This window comes from Aerococcus agrisoli, assembly GCF_003797145.1.
Classification (GTDB): domain Bacteria; phylum Bacillota; class Bacilli; order Lactobacillales; family Aerococcaceae; genus Aerococcus; species Aerococcus agrisoli.
The window spans coordinates 1-20,309 of the sequence record NZ_RKMG01000031.1 but is presented as its reverse complement, the minus strand read 5'-3'; the positions used below and the strand labels follow the sequence as shown (position 1 = coordinate 20,309).

The following is a 20,309-nucleotide window of genomic DNA, read 5'->3' as shown; positions in this document are numbered from 1 at the left end:
ATTTTATAACTGTTCTTTACAACTGCGACATTGATGAATAACTTTATATATTTCTTTGGAATTTTTGATTATTATGGGAATTTTTCTTTAATTCGAAAAATCAATATGAAAAAATCTTTATTTGATATTATTGGTTTTAAATCAAAGTATAGCTATGAAGAATCTTTGGAGTTTAGTACCAATAGAACTCTTTATCAATTATTTTTTAGAACATATTATGAACACTTGTCACGTGCTGGCTTGGAACTAGAAGAAGTTTTTGCATCTTGTTACAATGAATTATTTAATGAGGAATATCTGGCTGAAGGTTTTTCCTATAATGTATCACCGGCGGAACTTAAATTTTATGATAAGTGCAAACTGATAATACCTGAAATGGACAGTGTATTGAAACAATACGATTTTTATCGGAAATTTAAAGAAATAGATCCTGAATTATTAGAAATAGCATCAAAAAATCCAGCTTACGATGAACTAAAATCATTACAAGAGAAAAAAAATATTTATTTTAATTCTAAAAAAGTGGAGTTTATTAGTGATTTATTATTCAGAACGGATTTCTTCAAGTCATTAGAAGGTGAATCCTTATATTACCATGTAAGTAAAGGAATAACGCGAAAAGCTTTTACGTTTGAGATGGATGAAACTAGATTAGATTATTTAGAGGAGAATAATATTATTTCTTATACCAGAGAAAAGGAAATTTATTTTAATAATCCAAAGCTCTTGAGAATTTATCAATTAATTAAAAATTATGGATATTGTGATATTATTTATTTTACAAAAGATTTAATGGTAATCGTAGATAAAGATATAGAAGAAGGAAATCTTAAATATGATAACTATCTATTTTCAAAGCAAGAAATTGATTACATTTCTTATATCATGGACAAGAAGAGATTTGGTAACTCGTTAGATATTCGCAATAAGTACATCCATGGGTCAAAAGCAAAAGTATCAGATGAAGAGCATAAAGAAAACTATTTAGAGTTGATGATAATCTTACTTCTCTATACATACAAAATCAATCAAGAATTGGATTTTGAAGAACGTAGTAATAAATTATAGTTTTATACGCTAATGGCTAGTAATTAATTGTAAATACTATTTAAGACTGTAAAAATTGTATAAAATCATGTTATTAAATATAGAAATATCTATCATAGACGGCCACAGTAAATATTTGGTGCTTTAGTTGCGTCTAATTAAATACAATAAATAAAACAATAACCCCCTCAGGTATATGAAATTGAACACTTATACCTAAGGGGGTTATTTTTTGTGCCGATATTAGCAACTTATTTTTTGATAATCATTTGAATGGCTTGTTGGATTTTTTTGTTTTGTTCATCCGTATTTTCACTAGGTTGGTCGATGCAATGTAATAGGTTTTCGGCCACGATAATCCCCATTGCACGGTCAATACTTGAACGCACAGCACTCAATTGGGTAATGATATCCACACATTCTTTGTCGTCTTCAATCATTTTTTGAATACCACGGATTTGACCTTCTGTACGTCGTAAACGGTTGATAATTTGTTTTTGATCAGTTATTTCACTCATGTTTACAGCTCCTCATCCTTTTATATAAAGGCTTTTTCATATTGATTATACCTAGTTGGGTATATATGTCAAATGAAATTCATTCAAATTGGCAGAATATATGTGTTGACAAAGCGAATGGTATAGTATTTAATATACCCTGTAAGGTATACAAAGGAGGTTTCAAAATGTTTTCATTTTTCAAAAAGACACCAAGCATGTCAACAAGCGAATTAGCCACTAAAGTCAATAGCAACATTACTTTACTCGATGTACGTACGCCCCAAGAATACCGGGCGGGGCATATTAGTAAAGCACAGAATGTCCCATTAGATAAGATTGCCAACTACCAAGGTAAAAACAAAGACGTCGTCGTAATTTGCCAATCAGGTATGCGTAGTCGTCAAGCAGCTAAAATTTTAACGAAAAAAGGCTACCAAGTGACCAACGTTCGTGGCGGTATGAGCCAATGGACTGGCCGAACTGTAGGAGGAAAATAAGTTGAAAATTATTATTATTGGTGGTGTCGCTGGCGGTATGTCTGCAGCAACACGTTTACGCCGTTTAATGGATGATGCTGAAATTATTATTTTTGAAAAAGGTCCTTTTGTATCCTTTGCCAACTGTGGTTTGCCATATTACGTTTCAGGTGAAATTGCTGCCCGCGACGCTTTGCTAGTGCAAACACCAGAAAGTTTAAAAGCCCGTTTTGATTTGGATGTTCGTCCAGTACATGAAGTAACAGCCATCTCAACTGAAGATAAAACAGTAACTGTTGTAAGCAATGGTGAAAGTTATACAGAATCATACGATAAATTGATTTTATCTCCAGGTGCCAAACCATTTGTACCTGAAATTGAAGGGCTAGCAGAAGCAAATAATGCCTTTGCTTTACGTAATGTACCTGACTTAGATCAAATTATGCAGGCAATTACGGATGAAACCAAAGAAGCCGTAGTAATCGGCGCTGGTTTTATTGGCTTAGAAATGGCGGAAAACTTACATAAACGTGGGTTAAACGTCACTATCGTTGAGCGTGCCCCACATGTATTACCACCATTAGACGAAGAAATGGCAGCCTATGTAAAAAATGAATTAGTAGCACAGGGCGTTCAGGTGTTCACATCTGATTCAGCGATTCGTTTTGAAGATGAAGGCCATACAATCGTCTTAGAAAGTGGTCAAACATTAACATCAGATATCACCATTTTATCTGTTGGGGTGCAACCTGAAAGCAGTCTTGCTGAAAAAGCAGGACTAACACTAGGTTTACGCGGTGGTATTGTCGTGAATGATAAATATCAAACAAGTAATCCTGATATTTTTGCAGTCGGTGACGCCATTGTTGTCAAACAACAAATTACTGGCCAAGATGCATTGATTTCTTTAGCATCACCAGCTAACCGTCAAGGTCGTCAAGTGGCCGATGTGATTGCTGGTTTAGAACGTAAAAACCAAGGAAGCATCGGAACAGCCATCGTTCGTGCCTTCAATATTGCAGCTGCTTCAACTGGTTTAAGTGAACGTCAAGCCAAAATGGCGAATCTATCATTTGATGTTGTGCATATTTCTGGAAAAGACCACGCCGGTTATTATCCAAATGCAACTGACATCATGTTGAAACTTGTGTTCAACCCTGAATCAGGTGAAATTTATGGCGCGCAAGCTGTTGGCCAAAAAGGTATTGATAAACGAATTGATATTATTGCAACAGCCATTAAAGGTCACTTAACTATTTTTGACTTACCAGAATTAGAATTCACCTATGCACCACCATTCGGATCAGCAAAAGATCCTGTAAATATGGCAGGTTACGCCGCAATGAATATTGCTGAAGGCTTGAGTGAATCAATTCAATGGCACCAACTAAAAGATGAGCTAGCAAAAGGCAAAGTATTATTAGATGTACGTAGCCCAGGTGAAATCAAACAGGGTGCCTTTCCAAATGCCATCAACATCCCAGTCAATGAATTGCGTGAACGTATGGTAGAATTAGACCCAACAACAGAATATATCGTTTCATGCCATAGTGGTTTACGTTCATACATTGCAGAACGTCAATTAAAACAACATGGCTTCAATGTCCAAAACTTAGATGGTGCATTCGCACTGTATAAAACCATATTACCGGAGGAATTAATTTATGTATAAATCAATCTCAATGTCAGAATTTTCTGAAAAACACACAGCTAACCCAGTAAACTTAGTCGATGTTCGTGAAAAAGACGAATACGCAAATGGTCACGTACCAGGCGCAGTAAACATGCCATTAAGCGAATTAGCAGGCAGCTTTGATCAATTAGACAAAGACACTGAATACCACATCATCTGCCATTCAGGTGCTCGTTCAGCAAAAGCTAGCCAATTCCTTGACCAACAAGGATTAGACGTAGTCAACGTTGAAGGCGGCACAATGTCATGGCCGAATGAATTAGAAAAATAATAGGATGTGAGGACCGACGCTTAGAAAGCCACTGGTGGAAGATTAGGGCAGACGATGACGGTAGTCATCGGCAATCTAATCTGAAGCGCAGGGCTTTCTGGAGGTCCGAACTCAACTTCAGGATGTGACAATAAGCGTTCAGACCCAAACACTGGAAGAGATATGCAGTAGCAAGCGCAGCTTGCTGCAAATATCTCTGAAGTGGAGTTGGGTCTGCTTATTGGAGCTCAACTTCACAGGATGTGAGAAAAAGCGTCCAGCCCCCAACCAGTGGAAGAATAGTGCCGTGGCACATGAAATGTGCCGCAAGCTATTCTGAAGTGGGCAGGGAGTTGCTTATTGGAGCTCAACTTCACAGGATGTGAGGTCCGAGCTCAACTTCAAGATGTGAGAAAAAACGTCCCAATTTACACCAGGTTTCACAGAGCCTGTCAAAGTGAATAATGCAAAAATCCCCGAACAATTTTGTCCGGGGATTTTTTTCATATCATTAAATTGCATTAAACTCTTTCAAATCATAGGCACCTTTGTGATAGACAACATGGGCAAAATGGCCATAGTCTAAAGGTTCAGTCAAATCAAATTCAGCCAAGACTTCATGTAAGAAGAAACGGATTGGCATGTCATGACTGACAATCAAAACATTGATATTCGCTTGTTGGGTTTCCATACGTGCTTCTAAAGCATCGTCATGAATCTCTAACATGGCTTCCTCGATGCGATCCCAGAAGGTGATAAAGTCCTCTGAATCTCCTTCTTCATCACGGTCGACAAGGTTTTCAATAATTAATGGCACAAATTGGGTTGAAGGAATTTGGTTTTGACGCATTTCTTCGACCAATTGAGCAATTGATTTTGGCCACACTTTTTCGACATCTTGGTCTTCCAGTCCACCAAAGTTGTACTCTCTAAAACCCTCTATCGGGAACAATTGAATGTCATTTTCTTGTTTCGATAAAATGCGTTCTCCTGTTTCGATACAACGGTCTAAATCGCTGGTATAAGCAAGGTGGAAATTGACGTTTGACAATGTTTCAGCAGCCTGATCAACCACGCGCATACCGACACGCGTCACGGGTGAGTCTGACCAGCCTTGAATTTTATGATCTGCATTTGCAGTAGTTTCGCCATGGCGAACAAAGTAATAGTGGATAGCTCCCATCTTGTTCACTTCCTTTCGTATATGTTTTATATATTAACTTTATTCTAGCACAACAAAGCATTTATGAAAACGATTACTATAATTTTTCATTTAAAGCAAATAACATAAAAGGAAGTCCCGCACATAAAGAAACATAAATCGGTTATAGCGAACACGATTGATTGAAAAGCCGTGGGCAATTTATTATCCATGTTGGTGAATAAATGATAATATGATTAGTAGAGAAAACTGTCACAAGATATGTGCCAGAAAATAGAGGAGTGTTCTTTTTGACAAAAGCAGCTAAAATCTTTACAGAAGAAGAAAAAATCAAAATTTTAAGCGACATTGTAGCCATCGAAACAGTCGACCGCAATGAAGAAGACGTAGCTAACTACTTAGCAAACTTATTATCTAAATACGATATCCCTTCAAAAGTAATTCCAACAGGTATTCCTGGCCGTGCTAACCTAGTAGCCGAAATCGGTTCTGGCGCACCAGTTATCGGGATTTCTGGCCACATGGACGTCGTATCAGCAGGGAACGTGGATGCATGGACATCTGACCCATACACATTAACTGAACGCGACGGCAAACTTTATGGCCGTGGTTCAACAGATATGAAATCAGGTCTAGCCGCATTAGTGATCGCTATGATCGAAATCAAAGAACAAGGACTTTTGAAAAAAGGTACCATTCGCTTACTTGCAACTTACAATGAGGAAAATGGCGCAGTCGGTTCAATCCAGCTAGAAGAAGCAGGATACGTAAAAGACGTTGACGCAATCATCATTGGTGAACCAACGGCGAATACCATTCATCCTTCACACAAAGGCTCAATGAACTTTGTGGTATCATCACGCGGACGTTCCGTTCACTCATCTAAACCAAGAGGTGGGATCAACGCTATTGAACCATTAATGGACTTTGCCTTAGAATTCAAAGCTGCTTTCGAAGAAGCAACGAAAGACATCCATTTTGGTCAATTAGACTTCTCACCAGCCTTAGACATCTACGGTGCTGTTGAAGGTGATGACGAAGGAAACGCTGAATTAGACCAATTATTAAAACAACCAAAATTCTCAATCACTGTATTCCGTGGTGGGGACCAAGTAAACACAATTCCTGACCACGCGGAAGTTGTATTCAACATCCGTACAGTGCCGGAATTCGATAACGAAGATGTGAAAGGTGTATTCTCAACTGTCTACAACAAATACTTAGACAAGGGTGCAGACTTCGATGTGCAATTAACATTGGACTTGAAACCACTAAATGGTGGCGTTGATTCAATCCTAGTTGAGTTAGCTGAAAAATTATCAAAAGACTACCTACCAGTAGAACAATTAGTTGTGCCAATGACAGGTGGTACTGACGGTGCTAACTTCGTAGCCAACAAAGGTGACGGATTCCCAATCATCATCTTCGGCCCAGGTACAGAAACATCACACCAAATCGATGAATACGTAGAAAAAGACAACTACCTAAGCTTCATCGACTTATACATCGACTTAATCACCACTTACCTAGACGGTGAATAATTTTAAAACACCTACTAAAAGCAATCGCGGTTTTCTCAATCCCGCGACTGCTTTTTTGTTTAGAATTTGAATAAAGAAGAGGGCAGAAGCCCTCTTTCATTTTGAAGAAAATACACCGGACCCCAAGTAGTGGACACTCGAGTATAGGGCGGAAATATTTTTAGGCACACTAAGTTGAAGCAGTGCCCTTAATTTATTTGGTGAATTCGCAAATATTTACGAATTTTGAAATCAGGATTGTTGGATTGCCGAAGGCGATAGTGTATGTCCTTTAGCCGTGAAAGAGGATGAAATCGAGACCGTGGCTCGATTTCAAGTCGAGAGTCCTTGGCTCTCAGAGTTGAGTTCCAATAAGCAGACCCAACTCCACTTCAGACTATATTGCGCCACCCTGCGTGTGTCACTGCAATAGTCTTCCCGTGTTCGGGTCTAAACGCTTATTGTCACATCCTGAAGCTCCCACGGCTTTTAAAGGACTATACGCGACAAGCCGAAGGCTGAGTAAGCACACCAACAATAGTTATGAAGTCGAGTTCGGACCTCCAGAAAGCCCTGCGCTTCAGATTAGATTGCCGATGACTACCGTCATCGTCTGCCCTAATCTAGTTGAGTTCCAAAAGGCAAATCCAATGCCACTTCAGATTAGTTCGTTCTACTCTCTAAGTGTCTCATCACTAATCTTCCAGTGTCTTGGATTAAAACGCCTTTTGTCACATCCTTTCTCCACCGGTGGCTTTCTAAGCGTCGGTCCTCACATCCTGTGAAGTCGAGTTCGCTTGGGCAGACAGGTCTCCACTTCAGAGATATTTGCAGCAAGCTGCGCTTGCTACTGCATATCTCTTCCAGTGTTCGGGTCTAAACGCCCGCGCTCTCATCCTGGTATTCGCATATATTCTTTTTCTTTGATAAAATAAAACTATTGAAGCGGACAAGGTATCCGCAAATCGTCGTTGGAACCAGTATGATTTTTTCAGAACCTAGGGGTGTAAAAAAACATGGTAGAACATAACTTAACAGAATCAAACAATCAACCAGAAAAATTAATCGGTAAGACAATCGAAGCCATTAAAGTAGGGGATACGTTCAGAGTAACAGAATCCATCCGCGAACGAGATGTCTTGTTATATATGGGCGTTACGGCAGATTCAAACCCAGCCTATCTACAACAAACATCAGAAAGCGCAGGGATTTTACCGACAGAAGTAGTCGTACCACCAATCGCCTTGATGGGTGTTATCACACGTACCGTATCCATGAACTTCCCTGGCCCAGGCTCACGCTTAGTCGAAATGAACATCAACATCATTCATTCAATCCCACATAACTCAATCATCACCTTCGAATTCGAAGTCATTCGCGTCGAAGAATTGAAACAGTTTGTGACCGTCCACTGTATCGGTAAATTCACCAATTCAACAGACGACGAACGCGTATTAGACGCCATGCTAACAGTCTTACCACCAGAAGAACATCTACGCCACGATACCGAAACTATCGACGCTGGTGTATTCCAACGAATTTCAGGAGGAGACTCAATTGAGTACTAAAACAGACAAAAAGAAACTCGTCCTCTTCGACGGGTCATCACTGGCATTCAGATCATTCTATGCCATCCATAACATCGATTCATTCGTAAACAAAAACGGCATGCATACCAACGCCTTATTCGCCTTTCATGGCATGATGTCTAAGATTTTGGAAAAAGAACAGCCTACACATGCCTTAGTTGCATGGGACGCTGGGAAAACCACTTTTAGAACAGAATTCTTTGGCGAATACAAAGGTGGCCGCCAATCAACACCATCCGAATTTAGAGAGCAAATGCCTTTCTTTAATGTCCTATTAGATGCGTTCGGTGTGTCACATTACGAACTAACCAACTATGAAGCCGACGATATCATCGGTACGTTAGCTATGTCAGTAGACCCTGAAGAATATGACGTTGTCATCATTTCTGGGGACAAGGATTTAACGCAGCTTGCACGTGACAATGTCCGTGTTGATATCACCAAAAAAGGGGTATCTGAATTACAATCCTATACACCAGCAAGTATTCAAGAAGACATGGGTATCACACCAGACCAAATCATCGACATGAAGGGCCTTATGGGCGATTCATCCGATAACTACCCTGGTGTTACAGGGATTGGGGAAAAAACGGCCCTAAAACTTTTACATGAATATGGCTCTGTTGAAAACTTATATGATCAAATTGATGATATGAAGAAATCTAAGCGTAAAGAAAATCTGATCAATGACAAAGAAAATGCCATTTTATCCAAAAAATTAGCCCGTATCGAAACGGATGCGCCAGTTGAAAAAACGATTGCGGATATCCCATACAAGGGTAAAAACGTAGAAGCATTAATGAACTTCTACAAAGACATGAATTTCAATACTTTCATGTCCAATTTACTAGCCGACTCAGACCAAGCAGACTTGTTGACCCAAGACTGGGCTGACGTTAACTATACATACGTGGCAAGTGTTGACGAGTTAAAAGCAGACTACTTCCCAACAGCTTCAAAAGCGGATGGTTATGCTTTTTACGCCGAAAACCTAAGCAAAAATTACCACGATTCAGATATCGTACAAGTTGCTTGGACCAATGGTGAGGACATCTTCGTCGGTCCAGCAGACTTACTACAAGCTGATAGCTTCAAAGATTTCCTAGGCAATGCAGCTATTGCCAAAGTAGTCTTCGATGCCAAGAGAACAATGGTCATGCTAGATTACGTGGACGTAGCCTTTGCTGGTGTTGTTGACGACGTCTTAATTGGCTCATATTTATTAACAGCTCGCGATAACTCAAATGACCTTGCTGAAGTCGCACGTGAATTTGATATCGAAGATTTATCTTACGATGAATCAGTCTACGGCAAGGGTGCCAAACGCGGTGTCCCTGAAGATGCAGCTGTGATGCATGACCACCTAGCCCGTAAAATTCACGTGATGGCACGCCTGCAAGCAGCCATTCGCCCACAACTTGAAGCCAACCAAATGGATGACTTATATCAAGAAATGGAATTGCCTTTAGCACTAGTGTTAGCCAAATTAGAAATCTTAGGTATTACTGTGGATAAATCACAACTTGAAGCCATGCAAGTGGAGTTCCAAGGCATTTTAGATGGCTTAGAACAAGACATTTACAAAGAAGCAGGTCACGAATTCAACGTCAATTCGCCAAAACAATTAGGGGTTATCCTATTTGAAGAAATGGGCTTACCAGTCATCAAGAAAACAAAAACAGGCTATTCAACAGCCCAAGACGTATTGGAAAAACTTGCTGGTGAAGCACCAATCATCGATTTAATCTTGAATTACCGTCAATTAAGTAAATTACAATCTACTTATGTCGAAGGTTTACAAGATTACATCCATGAAGACGGCAAAATTCATTCACGTTTCCAACAAACCTTGACCTCAACTGGTCGTTTGTCTTCAGCAGATCCAAACTTACAAAATATTCCGATTCGTTCAGAAGAAGGCCGTGCGATTCGTAAAGCCTTTGTGCCTAGTCAAGACGATTGGGTCATTTTCTCAAGTGACTATTCTCAAATTGAGTTGCGCGTTTTAGCCCATATCTCAGGCGACGAACATATGCAGGCAGCCTTCAACAACCATGAGGATATTCATACATCGACAGCTATGAAAGTTTACGGTGTGACGGAAGATCAAGTAACGCCGAACATGCGTCGTAACGCCAAAGCGGTTAACTTCGGTATCGTTTACGGTATTTCAGATTATGGTTTAAGCCAAAACTTGAATATCTCACGTCCAGAAGCTAAGAAATTTATCGACACTTACTTGGAAAACTATCCAGGCGTCCAAGCTTACATGAAAGATGTCGTAGAACAAGCCAAAGAGGACGGCTACGTTGAAACTTTATTCAAACGTCGTCGTTACCTACCAGACTTGCATGCTAAGAATTTCAACGTGCGTTCATTCGCCGAACGAAATGCCATGAATACACCAATTCAAGGTACAGCAGCTGACATCATCAAAATCGCGATGGTACGTATGGACCAAGCCTTGAAAGATGCCGGCCTACAAGCCAACTTGCTATTGCAAATCCACGATGAGTTGGTATTTGAAGCACCTAAGTCAGAAATCGATGACTTAGAAAAACTGGTAACCCAAATCATGGGCGAAGCAGCCCAACTAGACGTACCACTAGAAGTCGAATCAAATTACGGCGCAACTTGGTACGAAGCTAAATAATCACTTGATGTGAAAAGGATACCCCCTGGTCAAAAGCAGTAGCGCTTAGACTGAGGGGTATTTCTTATTCATAAATGGACCACCATTCGCGACACAAGTAGCAGTTTTATCATCAATAGATTTCCATAAATGAAGTAGCGGTCCATATTTTCGCAAATAATAGCTGGTATGTGAAGATTAGCAGCATGATTCATCTTCAGCAGCGCATAAAAGAATTTCGAGCGACATCATCACAAATGAAAAGATATTTGTGATGATTTTTGAAGATTTTTCACGAATGAAATTTCATATGTGAATCGAACGAAAAATTTCCAATAGCACGACAGCCCCACAAAATGAAAAAGCTATTTTATTTAGCGGGTATTTGCTTTAGAATAAGTACAGAAAGCCCAGTAGAAAGTAGGAGTAAGATGCCAGAATTACCAGAGGTTGAAACGGTCAGACGCGGATTGGAAAAGCTCGTGATTGGCAAAGAAGTCAAAAGTGTCACAGTCTTGTGGGACAATATCGTGCAAGCACCAGGCGGGGTCGCTGATTTTGTTCACCGGATGCCTGGTCAAAGCTTGTTATCAGTGGAACGAATTGGGAAATTTTTAATTTTCAATTGGACTGATGTCGCTTGGATTGCCCACCTGCGTATGGAAGGTAAATACTTGTATGTACCGACGACTGAGTCAGTAGATGCCTATTCACATGTCATCCTACATTTAACAGATGGCTATGATTTGAGGTACCGTGATGTCCGTAAATTTGGACGTATTCACATGGTCGACAAAAATCAACTAGAACAAGCCATCAATGCGCTCAACTTGGGACCAGAACCAAAGGATTTAACAACAGTATATTTAAAAGGCAAGCTAGAAAAGCGCAAGCGACCCATCAAAGGGGTCTTATTAGACCAGTCTGTCATTGCAGGAATCGGTAATATTTATGCGGATGAAGTATTGTATGCAGCCAAAGTGCATCCCGAACAAGCAGCCAATACACTGACAGATCCAGAAATACAGGCCATTGTTGATGCCAGCCAAGCAATTATCGGCCATGCCGTAGAAGTTGGTGGTACGACAATCCGGTCATACACCAATGCTTTTGGTGAAAATGGCCACTATCAACAATATCTGCAGGCGTACGGCAGGACTGGGAAACCCTGTGCAAGATGTGGGACGCCAATTGAAAAGATCAGTGTCAGTCAGCGCGGTAGTCATTTTTGCCCAAACTGTCAAAAAGTACATGGCTAAACGCGTGTAGTAGGAGGAATTATGAGTCATATTTTAGGATTAACTGGGGGCATTGCGACGGGTAAGTCGACGGCCAGTAAATTTTTCAAACAGGAAGGTTTTCCCGTGGTGGACGCGGATTACGGCGCACGCATGGTGGTAGAACCTGGTGAGCCTGGATTAGCGGCGGTGAAGGCATATTTTGGGGATGATATTGTTTTTCCAAATGGTGTCTTGGACCGCAAAAAATTAGGGGGCATCATTTTTGAAAACCCATCTGAGAGAGAAAAACTGAATGAATTGTTACGTCAACCGATTCGCGATTGGCTCAACAAAGAGAAGGAAAAGTATATCGCAGAGGGTCACGAATTGATCATCATGGATGTGCCACTGTTATTTGAGAGCAAGTTGGAAGATCAATATGATGATATTATGGTCATTTATGTGTCGGAAACCTTGCAATTGGACCGATTAATGGCGCGCGACAATTTGAATTCAGTGGATGCCTTCAAGCGCATGACTAGCCAAATGTCGATTGAGCGTAAGGCCAATATGGCGGATTTTGTGATTGATAATTCGGGCTCAGTTGAAGAGACCCACCAACAATTAGCCGCTTGGTTAGGTATTTTTGGTTACCAACCCCTGAAATAGGGTTATATTAGGCTTTATGCTATAATAAAATGTGAAAAAGACCAAATTTGCATTAGCAAAAGAAAGATGGAGGTACATTCATGCAATGTCCAAATTGTGGTTCAGATGATTTGAAAGTAATCGATAGTCGTCCTGCCGAAAGCAATACGTCTATTCGTCGTCGCCGTGAGTGCAACAACTGCGGTAACCGTTTTACGACCTTTGAACGAATTGAACGCACACCTTTATTAGTCATTAAACGTGATGGGACCCGCCAAGAGTTTTCGCATGAAAAAGTCTTACGTGGTCTTATCCGCTCAGCAGAAAAACGTCCAGTATCTGCTGACCAATTAGAAAAATTAGCTTCAGATGTAGAATCTGAATTACGTTCACGCGGTGTTAGTGAAGTGCCCGCTTCAGATGTCGGAGAACTTATCATGAATGCCTTACCAGATATCGATGAAGTAGCCTACATTCGCTATGCTAGCGTCTACCGTCAATTCGAAGATCCAACAGTATTTTTACGTGAAATTGAACGTTTACGCGGTCGTAACAACACCGAAACACCGGATGCACCGACAGATACAAATCAAACACAAACAAACGATAAGAAATAACATGCCGAACTAAACGGCACGAAAAGAACTAGAAGGGAGGGTAAGTACATGACAAACTACCCATGGCAAAATTTAGATCCAAAGGGCCTTGTTCAAATTACCCAACCCCAGTGGATTTCTGATATCGATCAGCAAGTCCTGCTACATCTTTACCAACCGATTATCGGTGGCGCAGCCTACGCGCTCTACCAAACCTTGTATGCCAATATCGAAAAGGCTACCAATGTCTCCAAACAAATTCGTCATCACGACTTGATGGAGCAAATGGTCTGGGGCAAGGAGCCTTATATCAAAGCCCGCCGCAACCTAGAAGCAATCGGACTGTTGCAGGTTTTTGAGCAAAAAGCACCCGCGCAATCGAGTAATGCCGTCACGGTATATCAGCTACAAGCGCCCTTAAACAGCAAGACTATTTTTGCCGACCCAATCATGTCTACACTTTTGATGGACCGCTTGGGTCAACCGCGCTATAACCAACTGATTGCCAAGTTTAGCTATGACATGCCCGTCGATGTTGAAGATGGTAGTTGGACCGATGTGACCGCAACCTTCAAGGACGTTTTCCGTCTACCGAGCCAGTACTATCCGATTCCGAGTGAAACGGAAGACCAGCTCATCAGCCAAAACCGTCAAACGAAAGCCGTTCAAATCAAGGACCACAATCTCAATATCGGTTTGTTGAAGGAGCTTATGCAATCATCCTTTATATCCGAAAAAGCCCTAACTGACGCCGTTATTGACATGGCCATTTCGCTCAACCAAATTTACGGCTATGACGAAGTGGACATCCAGAAACTGGCTACAGCCGCCGCAGACTTACGAACAAATACGATTGATTTGGCGAAAATGCAACGGCTTGCGGTCGACCAGGCAAGCGATCAGTCGAGCCAACAAGCCAATCAAACACAGCAGTCCTCTAGCTCGCCAACTACTGGTGGGGTTACGAATGCGAATACTAGTGCGACTAAGGGTAGTGGAAGCAATGTGTCGGCTAATGACAGCGGTGCGGCGAACGGCGCTATGAACGGCACCGGCGCCAGCTCCAAAACAGGGCTAACCGACCGGATTACCGCAACAGAGGCTAATCAATCAGCCACCCGTGCCAAATGGCAACAACTAGGTCTAGATCAAGAAGCGTTGGAATTTGCTGATTTTGCCAAGTCTTACCCACCGATTGCCTTTGCGTCATCAATCAAAGAACAAAAGGGTGGTTATCTAACCAAGGCAGAATCTAATACAATTACAGAATTAATCCGCCGAAACATCATTAGTCCGGCGGTTATGAATATCATGATACAGTATGTGTTGCTGGAATTAGATGAACCAAACTTAAGCCGTTCATTTCTTGAACGCATAGCGGATGACTGGAAACAACAAAAGATTTCAGAACCTGAAGCTGCCATGCTATACCTAAAAAAACGCCAAAAAGACAATGCAGAACAATACGAGAAACGTCAGAAAAATCGTATCAGCAAAGGGCGTTATCAAACGCAAAAAGAATCCGTCAAACCAAAATGGTTGGATGAAGCGAGTCGTAAAGAAAAATACGAAAAAACACCAACATCAGCAAGTATTGCTGATGAAAGTGAAAAGCTAGCAAATCAAGAAAATGCAGCAACCATCAATGCCAAAGAAGCAGAAATCCGTCAATTGATGCAAGCATTAGAATTAAAAGAAGGTGAATAATATGGCTGACGACAAACAAATGAAAAATGTGGGCGATAGTTTCAAACAACAAATCAACCGCAACCCTGCCTTTAAAGAAAGACAGGCCAAAATAGAAGAAATCGTGAAAAACGACCCAGCAGTTCAAGCCTTTTTACAAGCGCATCAACTGACATTTGACGATGCCATCGTCAAAAAATCATTCTCAAAATTGTATGAATTTGCCCGTGAAAATGGCAACCAGGCCTTAGGACAAAAGAAATTTCATTTATATGCACCATCATTGATTATGAACGTTAATTTCATCGATGTGGATTACCATCCAACACAAGACTTCATTAAATTACAAGAAGCCGAAGAATTAGCCAAACGTGTGACCATGGTATCTATGCCGAAAAGCTTACGGACGGCATCGTTTGAAGCTATGTCGCCAAACGATTATCAAGATCGTTATGAAGCCATCCAAAAGAGTTTGGAATTCATCAATGCTTACACCAAAGAACCAAACACATTCCACAAAGGTTTATATCTGCATGGACAATTTGGTGTTGGGAAAACCCACATTTTAGCAGCTTTAGTGAATACCTTAGCTGAACGTGGTGTTAAATCCAGCATGGTACATTATCCTGAATTATTGGTAGATTTAAAATCCCGTATCCGTAGCAACACCGTTGACCAACGCGTGAATGAAATCAAACAAGCGCCTATTTTGGTCTTGGATGATATCGGTGCAGAGTCTAATAGTGAATGGGTACGTGACGATGTCTTAGGTGTTATTTTGCAATACCGGATGCAAGAGCAATTAGCTACATTCTTTACCTCTAACTTTACAATGTTGGAATTGGAACAATTCCTAACAACAACAAGAGAAGGTGCAGACGTAGCCAAAGCAGCTCGTATCATGGAACGAATTAAATATTTAAGTGAAGCAGTAGAAGTAGGAGGTAGAGACCGTCGAAACGGTTAATACCTTCTTTTTTATTTGATATTAGGTGAGTATGCAGGGACTTAATCCCTGCTTTTTTGGTGATTGCATATTTAAAAATTAAAATGAACGAAAAGTGTAAACTTGAAGGGCTTCAAGTTTACAAAATGAGAAAAAACGTGTCGAATAAAGTGCTGTTTGATTCAAATTTGCAGAAAAGTATCAAATAGGGCCTTGAAGTTAACTAAATGAGAAAAAATGTATCAAATAAAGCCCTGAAGTTTACGAATCACGATTATATCAATCTCTATAAATGAAACATTGCATGATTAGTCCACTAAAAATGCCTTTACCATGCAATCTCAGATAACCCAAATAGCATATCATTTGAATCCTTAACTTTAAAATGATAAAGTCATATTATAAGATATAAAATATAAAAATTCGAATCAGGGAGGTGAGTGCATGAGTGGATTCAGAAAATTTTTACAAATCCTTCTATCACTCCTAATCATTGTGGCAATCCTTATCGCAGCAGCTACTATTTACCCAATTCCTTACGTGAGTGAATTTGTGGCGCGTTACGTGACAGCTTATCAAACAGGTATTTACATTGTGGTGAGCTTACTCGCTTTAGCATTGTTATACTTTGCCATTGCCTTTATTTGGGCATTGTTAGCACCTGCAAAATCACGTACCTTAAAAGTGAATAGCGAAAAAGGCCAAGTCGCCATTGATCATGAGACAGTCATTCAAGCCATTCACCGCGATATTTTGGATGTGAAACAAGCAAGCAACAAACGCGTTGATGTGAAATTTGGGCGTAATCCTGAACAGACAAAAGTCAAAGTGGCCTATGCCATTGCAGAAGATCAAGCTGTTCAAACCATTTCCGATGCCATTCAACGCAAGGCAAAACAAGCAGCGGAAGCTGTATTAAATACCACAATCAAAGAAGTGAAAGTGACTGCGGATACTTACAACCCAGATGAAATGCAAGCGAATGCCAATAAACAAGGACATGCGCGTGTCAGATAGTCAGATAGGTTATAGGTCGCAGTTAAGTAGAGGAGGCAATCACCATGAAACAACCACCACGTAGTTGGTATCCATATCGAAACCGTATTATCGGAGGCTTAATTGCCTTTATCTTCGCACTATTATGGATGTGGTTTGGCTTTGGTCAAGCCTTGTTCATCCTAGTATTTTCTACCATTGGTTTTATCATCGGCGCTTATTTCGATGGTGAAATCGACTTAGAAAGCTGGTTTCGTTTTTTCAATCCATAGATTCATATCATTTGAGTTAAGTGAAAAAATTTGATACGATAAATACAACTTATTAGTTATAAAACAATATAGAAAAGGGGAATTTTAAATGTCTGAAAACGTAAAACACACAAACGATTTAACTTTTGATAGCAAGGTTCTTGAAAAAATCGCACACTACACAGTAGCGAATGTTGACGGTATTTTAGAATTAAAAGGTAACCTTACTTCAGGTTTGAAAACTTTATTCTCAAGTGGCGAAGATGAAACAGCCGGTGTAAGTGCTGAAGTCGGTAAAAAAGAAGTCGCTTTAGACTTAGAAGTAATTGCTGAATATGGTAAAGATATTCCAGCTGCTTTTGAAAAAGCAACACAAGCAATTTCTGAAAATGTTCAAAAAATGACTGGTTTAACAGTTGTGGAAGTGAACATGAACGTAAATGACGTCTTAACTCGTGCTGAATACGAACGTGATCAAAACGAAAAGAACCGCGCAGCGCAAGAACAACGTCGTCAAGCAAACCAAAACGGTCAATACACTGACGGTTCACGCGTACAATAATTTTTACAGGAAATTATTTGACAATTGAAAATGTGATGCTTATACTTATCCTCGTAATGAATAATTTCTATCAAGGATAAGAGACACGCTAGATGATAGGTAATCAGGGACAAGTTGGTCAGTGAAAAACTTGCAAAGCCATTTAGTTAACCACTCTTTAGATCGCACCGAAATTTATGACCATCAAGGTACATAGCTTAAGGTGTAAGGGTTGCCCCCATTATCAGCAATAGAGGGTAGATTTGTCGACCGACAGATTTACTGAACTTGGGTGGAACCACGCAAATTGTCTAATAGCGTCCCATTTTAGTCGTAAGGCTAGAATGGGACTTTTTTTGTGTCTATTATGTCTATAGATAACTACCAAACAGGAGGATGAAACATGATTGAATTAGTATTCCCAGATGGGGCGAAGAAATCTTTCGAAGCCGGTGTAACTGGTCGCGATGTCGCTGCCTCAATCTCTAACTCTTTAGCGAAAAGAGCATTAGCTGCTAAAATTAACGGCGAATTGGTAGACTTAAATGCCCCAATTAACCAAGACGGTTCCATTGAAATCGTCGACCCTAAACACCAAGATGCATTAGGTATCTTACGTCATTCCACTGCCCATTTAATGGCTCAAGCAATGAAACGTTTATACCCAGGTATCCACTTCGGTGTTGGACCAGCAATTGACTCTGGTTTTTACTACGATACTGACCAAGACAACCAAATTGCTGAAGAAGATCTACCAACAATCGAAGCTGAAATGGCTAAAATTGTAAAAGAAGATTTCCCAATCGTGCGTCGTGAAGTTACACGTGCCGAAGCAAACGAAATCTTCGCAGATGACCCATACAAAATTGAAATCATCGCTGATTTACCAGAAGACGAAGTATTAACAGTGTACACTCAAGGTGAATTTACTGACCTTTGTCGTGGTATCCACGTTCCTTCAACTGGTTACATCAAAGAATTCAAATTATTATCAGTAGCCGGTGCATATTGGAGAGGCAACTCTGACAACAAAATGATGCAACGTGTTTACGGTACTGCCTTTTTTGACAAAAAAGACCTTAAAGAATTCATCAAACAACGTGAAGAAGCCAAAGAACGTGACCACCGTAAATTAGGTAAAGAATTAGACCTATTTATGATCAGCCCAGAAGTTGGTTCAGGTTTACCATTCTGGTTACCAAAAGGTGCTACTATCCGTCGTACAATCGAACGTTACGTAGTAGATAAAGAAGTTTCACTTGGATACAACCACGTGTACACACCAATCATGGCAAACGTTGACTTGTACAAAACTTCAGGTCACTGGGATCACTACCATGATGACATGTTCCCACCAATGGACTTAGGTGACGGCGAACAATTGGTATTGCGTCCAATGAACTGCCCACACCACATGATGATTTACAAAAACGACATTCACTCTTACCGTGAATTCCCAATCCGTATCGCGGAATTAGGTATGATGCACCGTTACGAAAAATCTGGTGCCTTATCTGGTTTACAACGTGTACGTGAAATGACTTTAAACGATGCGCACGTGTTCGTACGTCCAGATCAAATTAAAGAAGAATTCACTCGTATGATTACATTAATCAAAGAAGTATACAAAGACTTCAAGATTTCTGACTACCGTTTCCGTCTATCTTACCGTGATCCAAACAACACTGAAAAATACTTCGATGACGATGAAATGTGGGACAAAGCACAAGGTATGTTAAAAGAAGCAATGGACGACCTAGGCTTAGAATACTTCGAAGCTGAAGGTGAAGCAGCATTCTACGGTCCTAAATTGGATATCCAATTCAAGACAGCTTTAGGTAACGAAGAAACAATGTCTACAATCCAATTAGACTTCTTATTACCAGAACGCTTTGACTTAACTTACGTTGGTCAAGACGGACAAGACACTCACCGTCCAGTTGTAATCCACCGTGGTTTATTATCAACAATGGAACGTTTTGTGGCTTACCTAATCGAAGAATACAAGGGTGCCTTTCCAGCTTGGTTAGCACCAGTTCAAGCGAAATTAATCCCTGTAAACGACGAAGCACACGGTGACCACGTAGAAGAAATCCGTCGTCGCATGAAACAAGCAGGTATGCGTGTTGAAGTTGATAACCGTAACGAAAAAATGGGTTACAAGATCCGTGAAGCCCAAACTCAAAAAGTACCTTACCAATTAGTATTCGGTGACCAAGAAATCGAAAACAACACAGTAACAGTACGTCAATACGGCTCAAAAGAAACATTATCATTACCATTCGACGAATTCTTCGAACAACTACAAGCAGAAATCAAAGAATATAAATAACAGGATGCGACAATAAGCGTTAAGACCCAAACACTGGAAGACTATAGCAGTGACACACGCAGTGTGGCGCAATATAGTCTGAAGTGGAGTTGGGTCTGCTTATTGGAGCTCAACTTAACAGGATGTGAGAAAAAGCACTGGCGCAAGCTAGTGCTTTTTCTTTTGCCACAATAAAAAACCCCTGAAAGTCATTACCAACTTGGTACCGACCCCCAAAAGTTAGA

General features: G+C 40.4%; 18 protein-coding genes. 16 read left to right on the top strand and 2 right to left on the bottom strand.

Going from position 1 to position 20,309, the window contains the following annotated elements; all coding sequences use genetic code 11:
- Window positions 1–105 precede the first annotated feature (105 nt).
- On the top strand, window positions 106–1,068 hold the full coding sequence (locus EF384_RS08270) for a hypothetical protein (protein WP_148076706.1): 963 nt from the start codon (window positions 106–108) through the stop codon (window positions 1,066–1,068).
- A 230-nt stretch (window positions 1,069–1,298) separates the two neighbouring features.
- Here EF384_RS08270 and EF384_RS08265 read toward each other — a convergent pair whose 3' ends face one another.
- Entirely contained in the window at window positions 1,299–1,565 is a 267-nt protein-coding gene (locus tag EF384_RS08265; protein ID WP_123781058.1) for a metal-sensitive transcriptional regulator, read from the bottom strand.
- A gap of 167 nt (window positions 1,566–1,732) precedes the next feature.
- Here EF384_RS08265 and EF384_RS08260 point away from each other — a divergent pair, with 167 nt between their 5' ends.
- From EF384_RS08260 to EF384_RS08250, 3 genes are read left to right on the top strand one after another with little or no spacing between them, the layout of a single operon-like run.
- Entirely contained in the window at window positions 1,733–2,044 is a 312-nt protein-coding gene (locus EF384_RS08260) for a rhodanese-like domain-containing protein (protein ID WP_123781056.1), read from the top strand.
- A gap of 1 nt (window position 2,045) precedes the next feature.
- Window positions 2,046–3,695: an FAD-dependent oxidoreductase gene (locus EF384_RS08255; protein WP_123781055.1), complete on the top strand. Its 1,650-nt coding sequence runs from the start codon at window positions 2,046–2,048 to the stop codon at window positions 3,693–3,695.
- Window positions 3,688–3,987 (top strand): rhodanese-like domain-containing protein, encoded by a 300-nt coding sequence (locus tag EF384_RS08250; protein ID WP_123781053.1) that lies wholly within the window; start codon window positions 3,688–3,690, stop codon window positions 3,985–3,987. Before EF384_RS08255 ends, EF384_RS08250 begins: the two co-directional genes overlap by 8 nt.
- Before the next feature lie 490 nt (window positions 3,988–4,477).
- Here EF384_RS08250 and EF384_RS08245 read toward each other — a convergent pair whose 3' ends face one another.
- A complete protein-coding gene (locus tag EF384_RS08245; protein ID WP_123781051.1) occupies window positions 4,478–5,149 on the bottom strand; it encodes a histidine phosphatase family protein in 672 nt (223 codons plus the stop codon).
- Between the two features lie 260 nt (window positions 5,150–5,409).
- On the opposite strand from EF384_RS08245, the gene EF384_RS08240 reads away from it, so the two are divergent.
- The 12 genes from EF384_RS08240 (at window position 5,410) to thrS (ending at window position 20,085) form a co-directional block, all read left to right on the top strand.
- On the top strand, window positions 5,410–6,669 hold the full coding sequence (locus tag EF384_RS08240; protein WP_123781049.1) for an ArgE/DapE family deacylase: 1,260 nt from the start codon (window positions 5,410–5,412) through the stop codon (window positions 6,667–6,669).
- A gap of 995 nt (window positions 6,670–7,664) precedes the next feature.
- Window positions 7,665–8,216 carry a hotdog family protein gene (locus tag EF384_RS08235; protein ID WP_123781048.1) on the top strand — a complete coding sequence of 184 codons (552 nt, stop codon included), beginning with the start codon at window positions 7,665–7,667 and terminating at the stop codon, window positions 8,214–8,216.
- The gene (gene polA / locus EF384_RS08230; RefSeq protein WP_123781046.1) at window positions 8,206–10,890 is read left to right on the top strand and encodes a DNA polymerase I; all 2,685 of its coding nucleotides are present in this window, start codon (window positions 8,206–8,208) and stop codon (window positions 10,888–10,890) included. The genes EF384_RS08235 and polA overlap by 11 nt, the downstream gene beginning before the upstream one ends.
- Window positions 10,891–11,300: 410 nt before the next feature.
- Entirely contained in the window at window positions 11,301–12,128 is an 828-nt protein-coding gene (gene mutM / locus EF384_RS08225) for a DNA-formamidopyrimidine glycosylase (protein ID WP_123781044.1), read from the top strand.
- A 21-nt stretch (window positions 12,129–12,149) separates the two neighbouring features.
- Window positions 12,150–12,758, top strand: coding sequence for a dephospho-CoA kinase (gene coaE / locus EF384_RS08220; RefSeq protein WP_123781042.1), 609 nt, complete (start codon window positions 12,150–12,152; stop codon window positions 12,756–12,758).
- A gap of 80 nt (window positions 12,759–12,838) precedes the next feature.
- Window positions 12,839–13,354 (top strand): transcriptional regulator NrdR, encoded by a 516-nt coding sequence (gene nrdR / locus EF384_RS08215; protein WP_123781040.1) that lies wholly within the window; start codon window positions 12,839–12,841, stop codon window positions 13,352–13,354.
- Between the two features lie 48 nt (window positions 13,355–13,402).
- Window positions 13,403–15,040 (top strand): DnaD domain protein, encoded by a 1,638-nt coding sequence (locus EF384_RS08210; protein ID WP_123781038.1) that lies wholly within the window; start codon window positions 13,403–13,405, stop codon window positions 15,038–15,040.
- A 1-nt stretch (window position 15,041) separates the two neighbouring features.
- Window positions 15,042–15,986: a primosomal protein DnaI gene (gene dnaI / locus EF384_RS08205; RefSeq protein WP_123781036.1), complete on the top strand. Its 945-nt coding sequence runs from the start codon at window positions 15,042–15,044 to the stop codon at window positions 15,984–15,986.
- 423 nt (window positions 15,987–16,409) lie between these two features.
- The gene (amaP, locus tag EF384_RS08200) at window positions 16,410–16,982 is read left to right on the top strand and encodes an alkaline shock response membrane anchor protein AmaP (protein WP_123781034.1); all 573 of its coding nucleotides are present in this window, start codon (window positions 16,410–16,412) and stop codon (window positions 16,980–16,982) included.
- A gap of 44 nt (window positions 16,983–17,026) precedes the next feature.
- On the top strand, window positions 17,027–17,233 hold the full coding sequence (locus tag EF384_RS08195) for a DUF2273 domain-containing protein (RefSeq protein WP_123781032.1): 207 nt from the start codon (window positions 17,027–17,029) through the stop codon (window positions 17,231–17,233).
- Window positions 17,234–17,321: 88 nt separating this feature from the next.
- Window positions 17,322–17,774, top strand: coding sequence for an Asp23/Gls24 family envelope stress response protein (locus EF384_RS08190; protein ID WP_123781030.1), 453 nt, complete (start codon window positions 17,322–17,324; stop codon window positions 17,772–17,774).
- Between the two features lie 382 nt (window positions 17,775–18,156).
- Entirely contained in the window at window positions 18,157–20,085 is a 1,929-nt protein-coding gene (thrS, locus tag EF384_RS08185; RefSeq protein ID WP_123781028.1) for a threonine--tRNA ligase, read from the top strand.
- Window positions 20,086–20,309: the final 224 nt, after the last annotated feature.